Here is a 15,147-nt window from a genome sequence, read left to right as displayed (position 1 = left end):
CGCCTCGCCTATCTTGAGGGCCTCATCTGGGGAGGCGAACCATGAAGCAACGATTTCTGGGCCGGACCGGGCTGCGCGTCAGCGAGTTGTGCCTGGGCACGATGATGTTCGGCAGCGCCGCGGACGAGGCGACGTCGCACCGCATGCTGGACGCGTTCGCGGAGGCGGGCGGCACGTTCGTCGACACGGCCGACATGTACGGGCGCGGTGTGTCGGAGGAGATCCTCGGCCGCTGGCTCAAGGGCCGCCGCAGGGACGAACTCGTCGTCGCCACCAAGGTGTTCGCGACGATGAGCGACGCGCCGAACGCCGGCGGGCTGAGCCGCAAGCACATCCTGTCGGCGGTCGACGCGAGCCTCCGGCGCCTCGGCACCGACTACATCGACCTCTACCAGACCCACGTGTGGGACGCGACGACGCCCGTCGAGGAGACCCTGTCCACCCTGGACACCCTCGTGAAGGCGGGCAAGGTCCGCTACTTGGGAGCGAGCAACCACTCCGGGGCGCAGCTGCAGAAGGCCCTCGACGTGGCGCGGGCGCACGACTGGGAGCCGTACTCCTGCCTGCAGCCGTTCTACAACCTCCTCGGGCGCGAGATCGAGTGGGAGCTGCTGCCCCTCAGCGCGGCGGAGGGCGTCGGTGTCATCCCGTACAGCCCGCTGCAGGGCGGCTGGCTCTCGGGGAAGTTCCGGCGCGACATGACGGCACCGCCCGAGGGCACGCGCGGAGCGGCGTCCTGGAAGGAGCGCGCCACCGAGGAGACCTGGCAGGTCGTCGACGCCGTTCTGGAGGTCGCCGAGGAGGCCGGGCGCACTCCGGCCCAGGTGGCGCTGCGCTGGCTCCTCCAGCAGCCGGGGGTGACGGCGCCGATCGTCGGGGCGCGGTCCGTGGAGCAGCTGACCGACAACCTCGGCTGCGTGGGCTGGGAGTTGACGCCCGAGCAGCACGAGCGGCTGACCACGGCGAGCGCGCGGCCGCTGCCCTACCCGTACGACGTCCTCGCGTACTACCCGGGCCGCGAGCCGCGCACCGGCCCCCGCACGGACTTCAGTTGACGCCTTCCAGCCTTCGGTTGACGCCTTTCAGCTGACGATCGCCATCTCGCGGGCGGTGGCGTTCAGCCGCCGCCCGCCCTCCTCGGTGACCGTCACGATGTCCTCGATGCGCACTCCGAAGCGACCCGGCAGATAGATTCCGGGCTCTACGGAGAAGCACATTCCCGGCACCAGCGGCTGCTCCTCGCCCTCGATCATGTAGGGCGGTTCGTGAGTGGTGACGCCGATGCCGTGTCCGGTGCGGTGGATGAAGTACTCGCCGTAGCCGAACTCGGTGATCACGTCGCGGGCCGCGCGGTCGATGTCCTGGCAGGCGGCGCCGGGCCGCACCGCCGCGCAGCCCGCCGCCTGCGCCTCGCGCACCACGTCGTGGACGCGCTGCTCCTCGGCGGTGGGCTCGCCGACGTGGACCGTGCGGGAGGTGTCCGAGCCGTAGCCGTCCAGCAGGCCGCCGAAGTCGAGGACGACCATGTCGCCGTGCTCGATGACGCGGTCACCGGCCTCGTGGTGGGGGTTGGCGCCGTTGGGGCCCGAGCCGACGACGGTGAAGTCGACCTGGGAGTGGCCGAACCGCCGCAGCAGGTCCGCGAGGTCCGCGGCGACGTCGGTCTCCCTGCGGCCCGCGAAGGGCACCTTCTGGATCTCCTCGTACGCCGCGTCGGCCGCCGCGCCCGCCGCCGCGAGGCGTTCGAGCTCGGCGGCGTCCTTGACGGCGCGGAGCATCGGGAGGGCCTGGGTGAGGGAGACGTAGGAGGTGCCGGGCAGGGCCTGCTGGAAGCCGAGGAGGTGCATCGCCCAGGCGTTGTCGCTCACTCCGAAGCGGCCCGACACGTCCAGGAGGGGCGCGGTGACGGCGTACGGGTCCTTGCCGTCGGTCCAGTCGCGCAGGGTGAGCGCGGACGCGCCCGCGGCCCGTGCGGCGTCCGGGGCCTCCAGGGTCGGCACGACGAGGACGGGGTCCTGTCCGGCGGCGAGCACGAGGACCGTCAGGCGTTCGGTGGCCGCGGTGGGCCGGTAGCCGGTGAGCCACACGAGGTCGGGTCCCGGGGCGACGAGGACGCCCGCGAGGCCGGCGTCCGCGGCCGCCGCGGCGGCGCGGTCCATGCGTGCTCGGTAGTCGTCGGCGGTGAAGGGCGCGGGCGCGCTGCTCATGAGGACCTCCTGTTGTCTACGTCAGGAATCCTGCCCCCGGCGGCGCGCGGGCGCGAACCCGGGTCCCGTCACGGGCTCTCCCGTGACGGGTTCTCACGTAACGGGCTCACATGACGGGCTCACATGACGGGCTCACGTGACGACGCCCGGCCTGACCGACAGGGCCTGACGGGCACCGCCCGCGTGGCGCACCGTCAGGGTGACCTGCCTGCCGGGGTGTGCGGCACCGACGACCGCGGCGAGCTGGGCCGCCGAGTCGATACGGGTCCTGCCGAACGCCAGCAGGGTGTCGCCGCGCACCAGCCCGGCCGTGTGGCCGGGGCCGGGGATGTGGACGCCGACCAGCTGGGCGCCCGGGCCGCGCAGCGCGTCGACGGCCTCGACGCCGAGGGTGGCGGCGGGTGGGTGCGGGGCCTTCTCGTCCGGGGGGACGGGGGGCTTCGCGGGAGCGGCGCCGGCGCCGGGAGCGGCGGGCCCGGGTGCCGTCCTCCCCATCCCGCCCGTCTCGCTCCGCATCTCCGCGAGCTTGCTCATGCCGACGACCGTGGCGCCCACCGTGCCGAGGCCGATGCCCGTGAGCACCAGGACCACCGCGCACAGCAGCCCGAACAGCAGGGCCGTCAGGCGCCTGCCGCGGCGCCTCGCGGCGTGCGGCCGGTGGCTCTTCCCCGGCCGGGCAAGCTTTCCGGGCCGGGGCGGCTTGCCCGGCCCGGGCAGCTTCCCGAGGCGCCTCCCGGGGGCCGGGCCCTGGCTGTGGCCGGGGTGCTGCCCCGGCATCGGCTTGGGACGCAACGTGGTCTGATCCATGGCTCGCCTCCGGCCACAGCTCTACCCGGCGTGACCCGGTGGCGACGCCTCACGAACGAGTGACGTCCAGCTGTGCGGCCAGCGCCGCCGCGGGTCCGCGCAGGGTACCCGCGTGGAGCAGCTCCGTGCGGTGGACGACACGGGGCGCCGTCAGCGGCACGGCGACCGTGCCCGGCGCCTCGTCGGCCACCGGCCGCGGCAGCAGGGCGAGGCCGTGGCCCGCCGCGACCAGCGCGGCGAGGGTACGCAGGTCCGTGCCGTCGTAGCGCAGCGCGGGCCGGAAGCCCGCCGTGCCGCAGGCGGTGCGGAGCCGGGCCAGCGGCAGGCCGGTGCCGGGGGCGTCGAGCCAGCGGGCGTCGACGAGGTCGGCGAGCCGCAGCCCGGTGCGGCGGGCCAGCGGATGGTCCTCGGGGAGCAGTACGGCGACGGGCTCCTGCGCGATGCCGCGCGCGGTCAACGGCGCCACGTCCGGGAGGCGCAGCGGGTCGTTCGGGGCGGCGAGGCCGTCGACGAGGCCGAGGTCGGCGGCGCCGGTCGCGACGGCCGCGGGTATCTCGTCGCGGGGCAGTACGGACAGGGTGACCCCCGCGAGGGGCAGGGCCCGCACGGTACGCCGGGTCAGCGCGGTCGGCGTGGCCGCGAGCGTCAGGCCCTGCTCGGGGGTGGCCGCCATGCGGACGATCTCGGCGCGGGCCGCGTCGAGGCGCAGCAGCAGGGGGTCGGCGTGCTCCAGGAGGCGCGCGCCCGCCGGGGTGGGGGCCACCGGGCGGCGGGTCAGCAGGGCCGCGCCGAGGTCCTGCTCCAGGGCGGCGATGTGCTGGGAGACGGCGGACTGGGTGTAGCCGAGCTCGCGGGCGGCCTCGGAGAACGAGGCGAGGCGGGCCACTGTCACGTACGTGCGCAGGAGGTGCGGATCCATGCCCCCAGGATCGTGCAGGAAAGATCGCGCAGGACAGCTCGCGCTGAGCGGATCGCGCAGGACAGCTCGTGCAGGGCAGACCGTGCAGGGCAGACCGTGCTGGGCATCAGTAACGCTTATGGAGCGTGCAGATTTCATCGTTGGACGTGAACCTCGGGCCGCGCCCAAAATCATCGGCATGACCGCAGCAACGCACGCCTCAGTCCTCGGCACCCCCGCGTCCCGCGCCGCCCGCATCGCCCTCGTCGGCGACCGCTCCCCCAACGTCACCGCCCACACCCGGATTCCGCTCCTCCTGGACTCCCTCGCCGCCACGGACCACCTCGCGCTCGACCCGTACTGGATACCGACCGGGGACGCCGAGGACCCGGACGCCGTGCGCGGCTTCGACGCGGTGTGGGTGCTGCCGGGCAGCCCCTACCGCAGCGAGGCGGGCGCGCTCACCGCGATCCGCACGGCGCGCGAGAGCGGCATCCCCTTCCTCGGCACCTGCGGCGGCTTCCAGCACACGCTCCTCGAATTCGCGCGGAACGTGTGCGGTCTGACCGGTGTCGCGCACGCCGAGAACGACCCCGACGCGGACGACTTCCTCATCGCTCCGCTCGCCTGTTCGCTGGTCGGCCACGAGGGCACGGTGACCATCGCCCCGGGCTCGCTCGCCGAGTCCGTCGTCGGTGCCCGCACGTCGATCGAGCGCTACCACTGCTCCTACGGCCCCGGCGCCCACCTCGACACGCTCCGCGAGCACGGGCTGCGCTTCACGGGCGAGGACGAGGAGGGCCGGCCCCGGATCGCCGAACTCCCCGGCCACCCCTTCTTCCTGATCACCCTCTTCCAGCCGGAGCTGGACGGCGACGGCTCGCGGCCGCACCCGATCGTGCGAGCGCTGGCGCGAGCCGCCGTACGCCACGCGGGCGTGCCCGCCTAGCCGGAGCGGTCTAGCCGGAGTGGTCTCCGTGGCCGCCGCCGTGGCCCGCGCCGTGGTCGAACTTCAGGGCCTCCTTCGGCATGACGACGAAGGGCCGCATCATGCCCATGTCCTCGTGCTCCAGGAAGTGGCAGTGGTACATGAACCTGCCGTACGCCCCGTCGAACCTGCCCATGACGCGCAGCATCTGTCCGCCGGGGACCCGGAAGACGTCCTTCCAGCCGCGCTCGTTCGGCGCCAGGGGGACCGGCCGCCCCGGGTCGGCGGCGACCGGGGCGCGGGTGCCGCCGATGGTGACGTCGAAGCCCGAGACGTCGTACGTGTCGCGGCCGAGGAGCTGGAAGTCCGCCAGGTGGATGTGCATCGGGTGGAGCACCGGCGGGTTCGCCGCGAGGTTCAGGAAGCTCCACTGCTCGTGGCTGCCCTCGGCGATGGTGATGCCGAGGCCGTCGTTGAACGTGCGGGCGATGCGGCGGTAGGTCTTGACCTTGCCGTCCTCGCCGCGCACCTGGATGATCCCCTCGGTCGGGACCTGTATGTCGCCCGGCTCCTTGACCTCGGCCATCTCCCAGATCTCGGGGTGGCCGCCACCGCCCTTGGTGGCGGGCGGGGTCAGCACGATCAGCCGGTGGCCGTGCTGGATGTCGTGCGAGAGCGGGCGGAACGAACCCGAGAGGATCTCCGGCAGCTCGAAGGTGTCCGGCTCGGCGCACTCACCGACGCGGAACTCCATGACCTGCGGATAGCGCACGTCGTTCGCCACGTCGGGCACGCCGGGCGCCTGGCCGCGCCCCTTGTTGACCAGGCGGAGCCGCTGCCCGGCCAGTCCCCTGAAGTCGACGAGGAGGTCCATGCGCTCGGCCGGCGCGACGGTGAGCGTGGGCAGGGCCCCTTCGAAGTCGACCGGCACAGGGCGTGGCAGGAGCCCGCCGTCACTGCCGATCTGGTGGAGGACGCCCTGCACGGGATTGTCGTCCTCGTCGATCAGGACGAGGTCGTAGATGCGGGCGTTCGACGCGTTGACCAGGCGGAAGCGGTACCAGGCCGCGTCCACGTCGGCGTACGGCCAGATGCGGCCGTTGACCGTGGTGTACGGGCCGGTGAAGGGCAGGGAGACCGGCTTGCCCGTCTCGGCGTTCTTCGGGTCGACGATGGTGGTCTTGTGCAGGAGGCGGCCGTTCAGCCGGTTGTCGCCCTCGTCCGTGTCGAGGTTCCTGTCGGCGATGAGGAGAGGGATCTCCCGCTCGCCACAAGGGAGTTGAAGCGCGTCCTCCTCGTCGTCCCGGACGAGGTACGTGCCGTACAGACCCGCCATGACGTTCCACCGTGTGATGTTCATGGCGTGGTCGTGATACCACCACTGGACCGCCTGGTGGTCGTTCGGATACTCGGAGAGCTGGGCGTCGCCGTACCCCACGGCGTTGTCCGCCCAGCCGTCGTTGCCGCCGCCCGTCTGGGCGCCGTGCAGGTGTGTCACCGACCAGGCGGGCAGCGCCGCCACGTCCTTGTTCGGCTCGACGCCCGCGCGGCCGGGCAGCGTGCTGGGCGGCGGGTCGGCGCGCGGGACCTCGACGGCCGTGACGGGATACTCGCCCTGCGGGATGCGGTTGGTCCAGGCGATGCGGATCCGCTGCCCGCGCCGCACCTCGATGGTGGGGCCGGGCACCGAGCCCTCGTACCCCCACATCAGCGTCGGTGGCAGTTGCGGGTGCAGGCGCACCCAGGTCGGGCGCAGCGCGATCTCGGTCTCCTCCCGCACGTCCGCCGAGTCGGGCCGCAGGACCGGCGGGACGGTCAACGGCGCCACGAACGGCACCAGTTCCCCGTCGACGGGCGCCTTCGCCTCCCCTTCGGTACGCGCGTGGTCGCCCGCCGGCCGGTCCGTGGTGCGCTCGTCATCCGCGATGCGCTCGATGATGTCGGTCATGGTGGAACACCCCCGTGTTCATCCCCCGTTGCGCGGCCGCTCGAAGGCCGCCTTCACTTCAGAAGACTCCCGGCGCCCCAGTGAAGTTCCACGAACCCTGCATTCCGGATGAAACCATCTGAAGGGGACCGCTCGGCACCCGGTCGGGCACGAAGCCGTGGGCGCGCCTGGCCAGGTCCTCCGCGCCGTAGCGCCGGCATGCGCGGTGCCAGTGCACGATGCCCGCCAGCCAGTTCCGCAGATCCGCCACGTAGCCGTCCATGGCCGCCCGTGCCGTCCGCGACAGCGCGAAGTCGTCGTAGAGAACCGGGAATTCGTGCGCGGCGACATGCTCGAACTGCCGCATGCGCTGGGTCGTCAGGTCGTGGACGACGCGCAGCGCGGTCGGGTAGTCGCAGCCGAAGAAGTTCTGCACGACCAGGATGCCGTTGTGGATCTCGCCCTCGTACTCGATCTCCTTCTGGTACGAGAAGATGTCGTTCACGAGCATGGCGTAGTCCATGGCGGCGTTCTCCAGGGAGCGCACGGGTCCGCTGCGGTAGATCTCCGGCGGCACGGACGGGCCGTGGCCCATGCGGCACAGGCTCATGGTGAGGTCGGAGCCGAAGGTGGCGCGGCGCATCTCCAGGTAGTCGACCGGGTCGGGGATGCGGCCGTACAGCTGGTTGAAGACCTCCCACACCCAGCTCTCCGTCATCACTCCCACGGCGTCCCGCAGCCCCCGGCGCTGTGTGTCGGTCATGTCGCGGGTCGTGCGCCGCCACAGGTCGACGAGGCCGCGCTCCATGGCGTTCGTGGGCTCCGGCACGGGGTCGCCCGCGAGGGTCATGCAGGCGGTGAGGCGCTCCGTGCAGAGCTTCGCGGCGGCGAGGTCGCGGCGGTGGCCGAAGACCAGGGGGTAGTAGTCGTCTCCGTAGGTGCCCCAGGCCAGCCACTGCGAGCTGAGGTCGAGGGCCTCCTGCGTGCCGTCGGGGTCGAGTCCCGCGGCGCACAGCGGCAGGTCGTACGCGTCGAGCTTGTCCTCGTCCCAGACGCCCTCCGCCAGGATGCCCATCGCGTGCGCCCACCCGGTGATCCCCTGCCGCGCGGCGTCCAGGCCGGAGTTGAGCCGCAGCGGGAACGGCATGTAGAGGTCGGGCACTCGGGAGGGGCCCACCTTCTGGAAGGGCACGTGGGTGAAGGACCGCAGCCGTTCCGTCCCGGCGGCCGCGAGCAGTGCGCCCACGTCGGCCGCCGAGGTCCCGAGGCCGGTGGGCCCGGCGAGCGGCGAGGCGTCGAGCGCGCCCTCGTTCATGTACCGGCTGGAGCGCAGGTGCCACTCGTGGCCGCCCGACTGCCAGTCCTGCAGTCCGCGCGTGTAGGCGGCGACCGCGGCGAGTTCGGGCGGGGTGAGGCCCTTCTCCAGGGCGAGGGCGGGCACTTCGGTGACGGCCGTGTGCTCGAACTGGTGCAGCCGTGAGGTCAGGATGTCGTTGACGATGTCGGCGGCTTCCTGGGTGGTGCAGTCGAAGAAGGTCTCCAGGACGAGCACGCCGTTGCTGAGCTCGCCCTCGTCCTGGACCTCCCGCTGGTACGAGAAGAGGTCGTTCCGCAGGTGGACGCCGTCGCTGAAGGTCTCCATGAGCACGCGCAGCGGCCTGGACCGGGCGACCGCCGCGGGCACCTCGGCGGTCGCGTACTCGATGAGGCCCGCCGACCAGGGGGCGCCGCCCACCTTGCGGCGCATCTCGATGTACTCGACGGGGTTGGCGATCCGCCCTTCGTTGATGTTGGAGAGCTCCCACATCGACTCGTTCAGCAGGTGCTCCGTCGATTCCGCGAAGCGGCGGCGCCAGTCCTTGGACATCGAGGGCACCGTGCGCGCCCACAGGTCGGCCAGGCCCGCCTCTACGGGGTTCCGCGGCTCGGGCACCGGGACCGACAGGTCCATCGGCATGAAGAGGGGCAGCCGGTCCAGGTGGGCCTTGCCGGCCGCGCGGTCCTGGGTGCGTTTGTACATGTCCAGGAAGTGGTCGTCGAAGAAGAACACCCACACGTACCAGTCGGTGATCAGCGACAGGGCGGGCCCGTCGCAGTCGGGGTGGGTGTAGGCGCACAACAGGCCGTAGTCGTGCGCGTCGAGGTCGCTCTGCTCCCAGATGCCGGAACCTTCCAGCATCCCCATCTCGCGCGCCCACTCCGCGGAGTGCGCGCGGGCCTCCTCCAGGTGGGGATTGAGTCGTGCGGTGTACGGCATGTAGAAGTGCGGCAGTTCGAACGGCTGCGTCATGAGCCCCGCTCTACCCGAGCCCTCCGACCGGCATCCGCGCAAGGGCAGATGATCGCACCATCGCGTGAATCGGGGGCGCTTCGGGGCGTGTCGGGGGCGTGCGGCGGTATGGGGCGACGGCGTGCAGGGGGCGCCGTCCCGCAGCCCGGCGGGGACGTCGGCGGGACCGCCCCTGGTCCGGCCCCACCGAATCACCGGTTTCGCCGCGTGCGCACGGCTCACGCCTCTAGGCTGCCGTCCACGCCCCCGGAAGGAATCACCTCCATGACCGATGCGCCGCCGCGAGCGGAGCTGCTTCTGGACCGAGAGGTCCCCGAGGACCTGCGCCAGGAGCTGGTCGCCGCGTTCGACCGGCTCGGCGTCCCACCGGTCCGGGTCCGGCGCACCCTCGACCACCGCGGGGCGGCCGACATCCCGTGGATCGTCCTGGCGTCGCTGCCCCTCCAGGCGTTCCTCAGCGGCCTCGGCGCCGAGGCGGTCAAGGACGCGTACGACGCGTTCAAGGGTGTCGTACGACGGACGGCGCGCCCCGCGTCGCCCGCGGACGGCACCATGGGTGAGGCCCGTGAGACCCGCGAGACCCGCGAGGCGCGGCCGATGGTGTTGCGGGACGCGGTCACCGGCCTCGACATCGTGCTGGAGCCGGATCTCCCCGCCGAGGCGTACGAGACGCTCACCGCGCTGGACCTGGCGGAGTTCGCGGTGGGGCCGCTGCACTACGACCGCGCCCAGGGCCGCTGGCGTTCGGTCCTTGACGAGGCCGCCGGCTGACCCGCCGGCCGGAGGACGTGGCGGTCCGGCCGCCGCGGATCGGGGGCTGACTGTGACTGCGCGGATCGCGTGTGCGGACCTGACCGGGGCCGAACAGGCCTGCGTCGACGGCGAGTCGGCGCTGGCGGAGGGCGACACCACGGACGCGGAACGCCACTTCCGGCGCGCGCTGGCGCTGGTGCCGGTGCCGGTCGAGGCGGACGCCACGGGTGACGCGGACGGTGCTCCCGGAGACGGCGCCACCGGGGGTGATGCCGCCGGGCGCGCGCGGCTCGCCGCGCGGGCGTGGACGGGGGCGGGCCGGGTGCGGCTCGCCCGCGGGGAGGTCGAGGGCGCGGAGGCGGATTTCGAACGGGCCCACGGCCTGCGTCCCGCGGCCGCGGGGCCGCTGCACTGGCTGGGCTGCGCGGCCGCGCACCGCGGGGACCTCGCCGCGGCGGAGCGCCACCTCACCGCGTCCCTCGCCTGCGCCGTTCCGCACAGCCGCAGCCTCGTCCAGCGCGCCTACGTCCACGCCCGCGCGGGCCGCCCGGACGCCGCGCTGAGCGACCTGCGCGCCGCCGCCCTGGCCGGGCCGCTCGACGACGAGGCCCGCTGGGTCGTGGCGGCCCTCTCGGGCCGCTCCCCACGCGAGGTCTCGCTGCGGCTGCGCAGGGCGGCCCTCACCTCGCTGGCGGGACCCGGGGGCGGAGGCGGGCAGCGACAGGCGGAGCGGGGCGGAGAGCGGTGGCGGCGAGCCGCGGAGCGGTGGGGGCGGGCCGGTGCGCTGATCGACGCCGCACGCGGGGTCGACCCGAGGCCCTGGCCCTTCGCCCCGCTGTACGCCGTGACGCTGGTGCGGAGCGGGCGGCGCGCGTCCGCCGTCGCGCTGCTCGGGGACGCGGTCCGGCACGATCCCGCCGACCACCGGGTCACCCACACGCTCGCGGTGGCCCTGCTCAACTCGCCCGTGGAGGAGGGCTGTTGCACGTGGGAGCGGTGTGTAGCCGCCTGGGCCGCCGTGCTGCACGACGCCGGGTTCTGGGAGCACGTCCGGACCGCGGCCGCCCGCCGGTACGGCGTTCCGGTCGAGCCCGCCCTCGTGCCCGACCTGCGGGCCGGACTGCGCGAGGTGCTCGAACGGCGCATGCCCGACGACGACACCGCGGCCCGCGTCGCGCCCGGCCCGCTGCTCCAGCGCGAGGCCGACGCCGCGAAGCTGCTGGCGGCCGTCGGCGGCTTTCCGTCCGCGGGCGGCGGGGCTCCGCTGATCTGCGGACCGCTGCGGATCGCGGAGCTCGGCAGGACGACGGAGTTCGGGGCGTTCGCCGCAGCGCGGGAGGCGGCGGTCGCGGACACCCTCACCGCGGCGCGGGAGGCGGCGATTGCGGGCACCGGGGCGCCCTCGGGGTCCACCTCGCCGCCCGGAGGGGTTGCGGGATCCTCCCCATCCGGTACGCCCGGCACACTCCCGCCCCACCACCCCTCCCTCACCTACGCCTTCTCCGAACTCGGCTTTGCGCAGCTCCTGTTGGGGCAGGGCAAGGCCGTCGATGCTCTGGCCGCGCTCGCCGAGTTGCGTTGTTCCGGTTGCCGGGCGCGGGGCGGGCCCGGGGCCGGGGCGGTGTGTGAGCCGGGGTGTGCGCGGTTCGACGAGTTGAATCCTGGTTACGCGGGGCTTCCGGACAAGCACCGCAGGCTCGCTCTCGACGCGCGTGGGCTGGCGCTGGAGGCGCGGCTGAGCATGGGGCGTTCCGAACTGGGCTCTCCTCGCCCGGACTTCGGGGCTGCCGCCGCGTACTGGCGGCGGGCGCTGGTGCACAGCAGGGAGCTGGACCGGTACCGCGAGACGCAGACCGCCATCGTCGACATGGCGCTCGGCGCGGCGCGCGAGGCACACCGCGCGGGACGGCTGAGCCTCGCCGTGGACACGCTCGACATGACCCGGTCGGTGATCGGGGCCAATGAACGGGGACGGCTTGAGGGGCAGTTGGCGCGCGTCCTGGCCGATCGGGGGATCTCCGTGGCCAACGACGCGGAGGCCCTGCTCGATCAGCCCGCGGCCGACCTGCGCCGCTCCGTCGCCTTCAACCCACACCTGCTGCGGGCGCAGGTCAGCCTCGGTGCCGTACTGCGCGGGCTCGCCCTGGCCCGCTGGAGCTCGGGCAGCCTGTCGGGCGCGCGGGCGACCCTGCGGGAGGCCATCGACCAGCTCACCGCCGCGCTCACCCACTTCCCGGACGACCCCTACCTCGAAGAGCAGCGGGAAGCCGCGGTCGCCGACCTCGACCACGTCATGTGGCAGCCCGACGAGAGTGAGCAGTGACGGCCGTGCTCACCTACGAGGAACTCCGCATCCGGGTCCGTCACGTCGGCGGGTCCCGCTACCTCGTGACCGCCAACGGCCCCGCGTGCGCGGCCGAGGTCATCGCGGTCGGCGGAGAACCCGCGGCGTTCCGCGCGCAGTGGGACCGGCTGATCTCGGCGGAGCTCGGCCTCGCACCGATGGGCGAGCAGCACACCGTCGCCCAGCTGCGGGCGCTCGGCCGGGGCGTCTTCCGGCTGCTGTTCGGCGACGCGGGCACGGCGGAGGAGAACGGTGCGGGGAAGAACGGCGCGGAGGAGGACGGCGCGGACGGGGGCCGCGAAGAGATCGGGGACCGCGTCGGGGTGTGCGTCGACGCGGCGCTCGACCGCGCCCAGCGGATGCGTCCCGCACGCGGGCTGCGGCTCCGCTTCGACCTGCCGCCCGAGCTGCGCGACCTCCCCCTGGAGTCGCTCTGCGCGCCGCCCGGCAGCCCCCAGCAGTCGCTCGCCCTCAACCACGGCTACTCACTGACGCGTTCGCTTGCGGGCGGGCCGCTGGGGCAGCGGCTGCCCGAACCCGCGGACGAGCCGAGCCTGATCCGGCTCCTGGTCGCCTGCGCCTCGCCCCGCGGACTCGACCCGCTGCGGGCCGCCGCGGAGGTGGCCGCGCTCCGCCACGACCTGCCCGAAGTGGCCGTACAGACAGCGGTGCTTGAGCGGACGACGCGCGCGAGCCTGGAGTCGGCGCTCGGCGCGCACTCCGAACTCCCCACGGCCGTGCTGCTGATCGCGCACGGTTCGTACGACGAGGAGATCGGGCAGGGCGTGGTGTCCCTGGAGACGGAGACCGGTGGCGTCGACCGGGTGCCCGCGGACCTGCTCAGCGCGATGCTGCTCAAGGCGCGACGGCTCAGGCTCGTCGCCCTCAACCTCTGCTCAGGGGCGGACAGTTCGCACCTCGAACCCTTCTCCGGGCTCGCCCAGGCCCTGATCGGCGGGGGCGTGCCCGCCGTGGTGGCGATGCGGGGGCGGGTCAGCGACGTGTCGGCGGGCGTGTTCAGCCCCGAGCTGCTGAAGGGCATCGCGACCAACAAGACCGTCGACGAGGCCGTGGCCGCCGCACGCCTTCGCATCTCCCACCAGCCGGAGCACACGGCCGTCGAGTGGGCGACGCCCGCGCTGTTCCTCCACGAGGGGTGCCGGCAAGGCTGGCTCTTCAAGGCGCGCGAGGTGCGGGACGACGAGTTCGGCACCGGGGCGGTGGCCGACCCGCTGCGCGAGGGCGAGGACGCGCTGCGGACCTTCCAGAGCCCCGTCGGCCACGTCGGCTCTACGGTCCTGATCGGCGCGGCCCGCTTCCAGCGCGACCTCGGGCACTGGGCGCAGGTGCAGCGGATCCTGCGGACGGCGACGCGGAGTTACGCCGACGAACAGCGCCGGATGCGGGCCGAGGCCGCCTTCGAACTGGCCTGGCCTGAGCTGGAGAAGCTGTGCGCGCTGCTCGCCGGGGAGCGGGACGCGGCGGCCGCCGAGGCACAGCTGGACGTGGTGCGGGAGCTGCTGCCGGGGCCGGTGCCTGGCGCACTCGCCGCGGAGGTCGCCGGGCTGCGGCGGCTCGCCTCCCTCGTCGACGAGGCGCGCGCCGCGGAGGCGGCCGGCGACTGGACCACGGCCATCGCCCGGTACGAGGAGGTGCTCGCCGCCCGGCCCGGCGGACTGCGGGACGTGGTGGAGCGGCTCGCGGCGGCACGGGACGAACTGCACGTGGCGCGTGTCTGCGAGGCCGCCGAGCAGGCCCGGCAGGCGGGCGACTGGGCGGCCGCCGCCCACGCCTACGCCGCCGTCCTCGCGCTCCGCCCCGCCCACGGCACCGCCACGGCGTGGTCCTCCTACGTGGCCGGCCGGGCCGCCGAGGAGCGCGCCGACTGGCGTACGGCCGAATCCGCGTACGCGGCGTGCGCGGGGCTCGACGACGCGGCGCCGCGGGCGGCGTACGCGCGGGGGCGGGCGGCGGCGGAGTCCGGGGACTGGCCCGCGGCGCGGGAGGCCTTCGCGCAGGCGGGGCCCGACCGCGGCGCGTGGGAGGCCTACTCCGCGGGCAGGGCGGCGGAGCTGATCGGCTCGTGGGCCACGGCCGCCGAGAGCTTCGCGGCGGCGGACGGCTTCCTGGACGGCGGTGTGCGGCTCCTGTACGCGCGCGGCTGCGGCGCGGCGGAACAGGGGCACTTCGCCGCGGCCCTTGCGGACCTGGAGGCGGCGGCCGCGCAGGGGTGGCGGGCCGCGGAACCGTTCCTCGGCGACCTGCGCGCGCACGTGTACGAGGCGGCACTGGCCTGCGTGGACGCCGCGGACTGGCCGGCCGTGCTCTCCCACCTCGCCGCCCTGCCGGACGACTTCCGCGCCACCCGCCCGCTGCGGCACTACGCGCAGGGCCGGTCGGCGGCGGCCGCGAGCGACTGGGCGGCCGCGGCGGAGGCCTTCGGGGGATGCGGGGACCCCGGGGCGGTGGAGCACGTCCCTGCCGACGCACAGGACCTCTGCGCCTACGCCCAGGGACGCCTCCGCCAAGCGGCAGGGCGGTGGGACGAGGCGCTCGCGCTGTTCGGGGGGCTGCCGTCCGAGATGGGGGACGTACCCGACCGGGTGCTGTACTCGCGGGGGCGGGCCGCCGATGCGCGTGGAGAGTGGAACGGCGTCATCGACGGGTTCGGGCGGCTGCCCGACGGTTACGCGGACGGCGAGGTGGGCGTCCGACGTCTCTACGCACGCGCGCGCGTGGCCGCCGACCTGCGCGGCGACTGGGCGGCCGTACTCAGCCTCCTCACCGGCGTGCCGGACGCGGCGCGGGAGGGCGCGGTGGGCGCCCTGCGCCGGAAGGCCGAGGGCCGCAGGGCGGAGGAGGAGGGTGACTGGGCGTCGGCGTGCGAGATCCACGGCCGAGCGTTCCCCGACGGCACCCCGCCACCTCGGGGCGAGCCGCACGGCCGGACCTTTTCCGACGGCACCCAGCAACCCCCGGGCGGGCAGCACCGC

At 74.2% G+C, this 15,147-nt stretch carries 10 protein-coding genes; 5 read left to right on the top strand and 5 right to left on the bottom strand.

Features of this window, described 5'->3' with window-relative positions; genetic code table 11:
• Positions 1-41: 41 nt before the first annotated feature.
• Positions 42-1,055, top strand: a complete 1,014-nt coding sequence (locus tag AB0H82_RS32125; RefSeq protein ID WP_362999030.1) for an aldo/keto reductase — start codon at positions 42-44, stop codon at positions 1,053-1,055.
• A 27-nt stretch (positions 1,056-1,082) separates the two neighbouring features.
• On the opposite strand, the gene AB0H82_RS32120 is transcribed toward AB0H82_RS32125, so the two are convergent.
• The 3 genes from AB0H82_RS32120 to AB0H82_RS32110 all read right to left on the bottom strand — a co-directional run bounded on the left by AB0H82_RS32120 (position 1,083) and on the right by AB0H82_RS32110 (position 3,933).
• The gene (locus AB0H82_RS32120) at positions 1,083-2,207 is read right to left on the bottom strand and encodes an aminopeptidase P family protein (protein WP_362999029.1); all 1,125 of its coding nucleotides are present in this window, start codon (positions 2,205-2,207) and stop codon (positions 1,083-1,085) included.
• A 132-nt stretch (positions 2,208-2,339) separates the two neighbouring features.
• Positions 2,340-3,014, bottom strand: coding sequence for a PDZ domain-containing protein (locus tag AB0H82_RS32115; RefSeq protein WP_362999028.1), 675 nt, complete (start codon positions 3,012-3,014; stop codon positions 2,340-2,342).
• A 49-nt stretch (positions 3,015-3,063) separates the two neighbouring features.
• Positions 3,064-3,933, bottom strand: a complete 870-nt coding sequence (locus tag AB0H82_RS32110) for a LysR family transcriptional regulator (RefSeq protein ID WP_362999027.1) — start codon at positions 3,931-3,933, stop codon at positions 3,064-3,066.
• A gap of 178 nt (positions 3,934-4,111) precedes the next feature.
• On the opposite strand from AB0H82_RS32110, the gene AB0H82_RS32105 reads away from it, so the two are divergent.
• Entirely contained in the window at positions 4,112-4,861 is a 750-nt protein-coding gene (locus AB0H82_RS32105) for a hypothetical protein (protein WP_362999026.1), read from the top strand.
• A gap of 10 nt (positions 4,862-4,871) precedes the next feature.
• On the opposite strand, the gene phsA is transcribed toward AB0H82_RS32105, so the two are convergent.
• The gene (gene phsA / locus AB0H82_RS32100) at positions 4,872-6,788 is read right to left on the bottom strand and encodes an O-aminophenol oxidase PhsA (protein ID WP_362999025.1); all 1,917 of its coding nucleotides are present in this window, start codon (positions 6,786-6,788) and stop codon (positions 4,872-4,874) included.
• 58 nt (positions 6,789-6,846) lie between these two features.
• A complete protein-coding gene (gene cyc2, locus AB0H82_RS32095) occupies positions 6,847-9,057 on the bottom strand; it encodes a germacradienol/geosmin synthase Cyc2 (RefSeq protein WP_362999024.1) in 2,211 nt (736 codons plus the stop codon).
• 264 nt (positions 9,058-9,321) lie between these two features.
• Here cyc2 and AB0H82_RS32090 point away from each other — a divergent pair, with 264 nt between their 5' ends.
• From AB0H82_RS32090 to AB0H82_RS32080, 3 genes are all read left to right on the top strand, one after another.
• Positions 9,322-9,828 (top strand): hypothetical protein, encoded by a 507-nt coding sequence (locus AB0H82_RS32090; protein ID WP_362999023.1) that lies wholly within the window; start codon positions 9,322-9,324, stop codon positions 9,826-9,828.
• A 52-nt stretch (positions 9,829-9,880) separates the two neighbouring features.
• A complete protein-coding gene (locus tag AB0H82_RS32085; RefSeq protein ID WP_362999022.1) occupies positions 9,881-12,133 on the top strand; it encodes a hypothetical protein in 2,253 nt (750 codons plus the stop codon).
• A partial coding sequence (locus AB0H82_RS32080; RefSeq protein ID WP_362999021.1) for a CHAT domain-containing protein occupies positions 12,130-15,147 on the top strand: 3,018 nt, incomplete at its 3' end. The genes AB0H82_RS32085 and AB0H82_RS32080, both read left to right, overlap by 4 nt.

The organism is Streptomyces sp. NPDC050732 (genome assembly GCF_040654255.1).
Taxonomy (GTDB): domain Bacteria; phylum Actinomycetota; class Actinomycetes; order Streptomycetales; family Streptomycetaceae; genus Streptomyces.
This window is presented reverse-complemented; position numbering and strand designations above follow the sequence as displayed.

Bases quoted from the DNA above. Each gene is read 5' to 3' on its own strand.
- AB0H82_RS32125 (WP_362999030.1), top strand. From the start codon at position 42: ATGAAGCAACGATTTCTGGGCCGGACCGGGCTGCGCGTCAGCGAGTTG.
- AB0H82_RS32120 (WP_362999029.1), bottom strand. From the start codon at position 2,207: ATGAGCAGCGCGCCCGCGCCCTTCACCGCCGACGACTACCGAGCACGC.
- AB0H82_RS32115 (WP_362999028.1), bottom strand. From the start codon at position 3,014: ATGGATCAGACCACGTTGCGTCCCAAGCCGATGCCGGGGCAGCACCCC.
- AB0H82_RS32110 (WP_362999027.1), bottom strand. From the start codon at position 3,933: ATGGATCCGCACCTCCTGCGCACGTACGTGACAGTGGCCCGCCTCGCC.
- AB0H82_RS32105 (WP_362999026.1), top strand. From the start codon at position 4,112: ATGACCGCAGCAACGCACGCCTCAGTCCTCGGCACCCCCGCGTCCCGC.
- phsA (WP_362999025.1), bottom strand. From the start codon at position 6,788: ATGACCGACATCATCGAGCGCATCGCGGATGACGAGCGCACCACGGAC.
- cyc2 (WP_362999024.1), bottom strand. From the start codon at position 9,057: ATGACGCAGCCGTTCGAACTGCCGCACTTCTACATGCCGTACACCGCA.
- AB0H82_RS32090 (WP_362999023.1), top strand. From the start codon at position 9,322: ATGACCGATGCGCCGCCGCGAGCGGAGCTGCTTCTGGACCGAGAGGTC.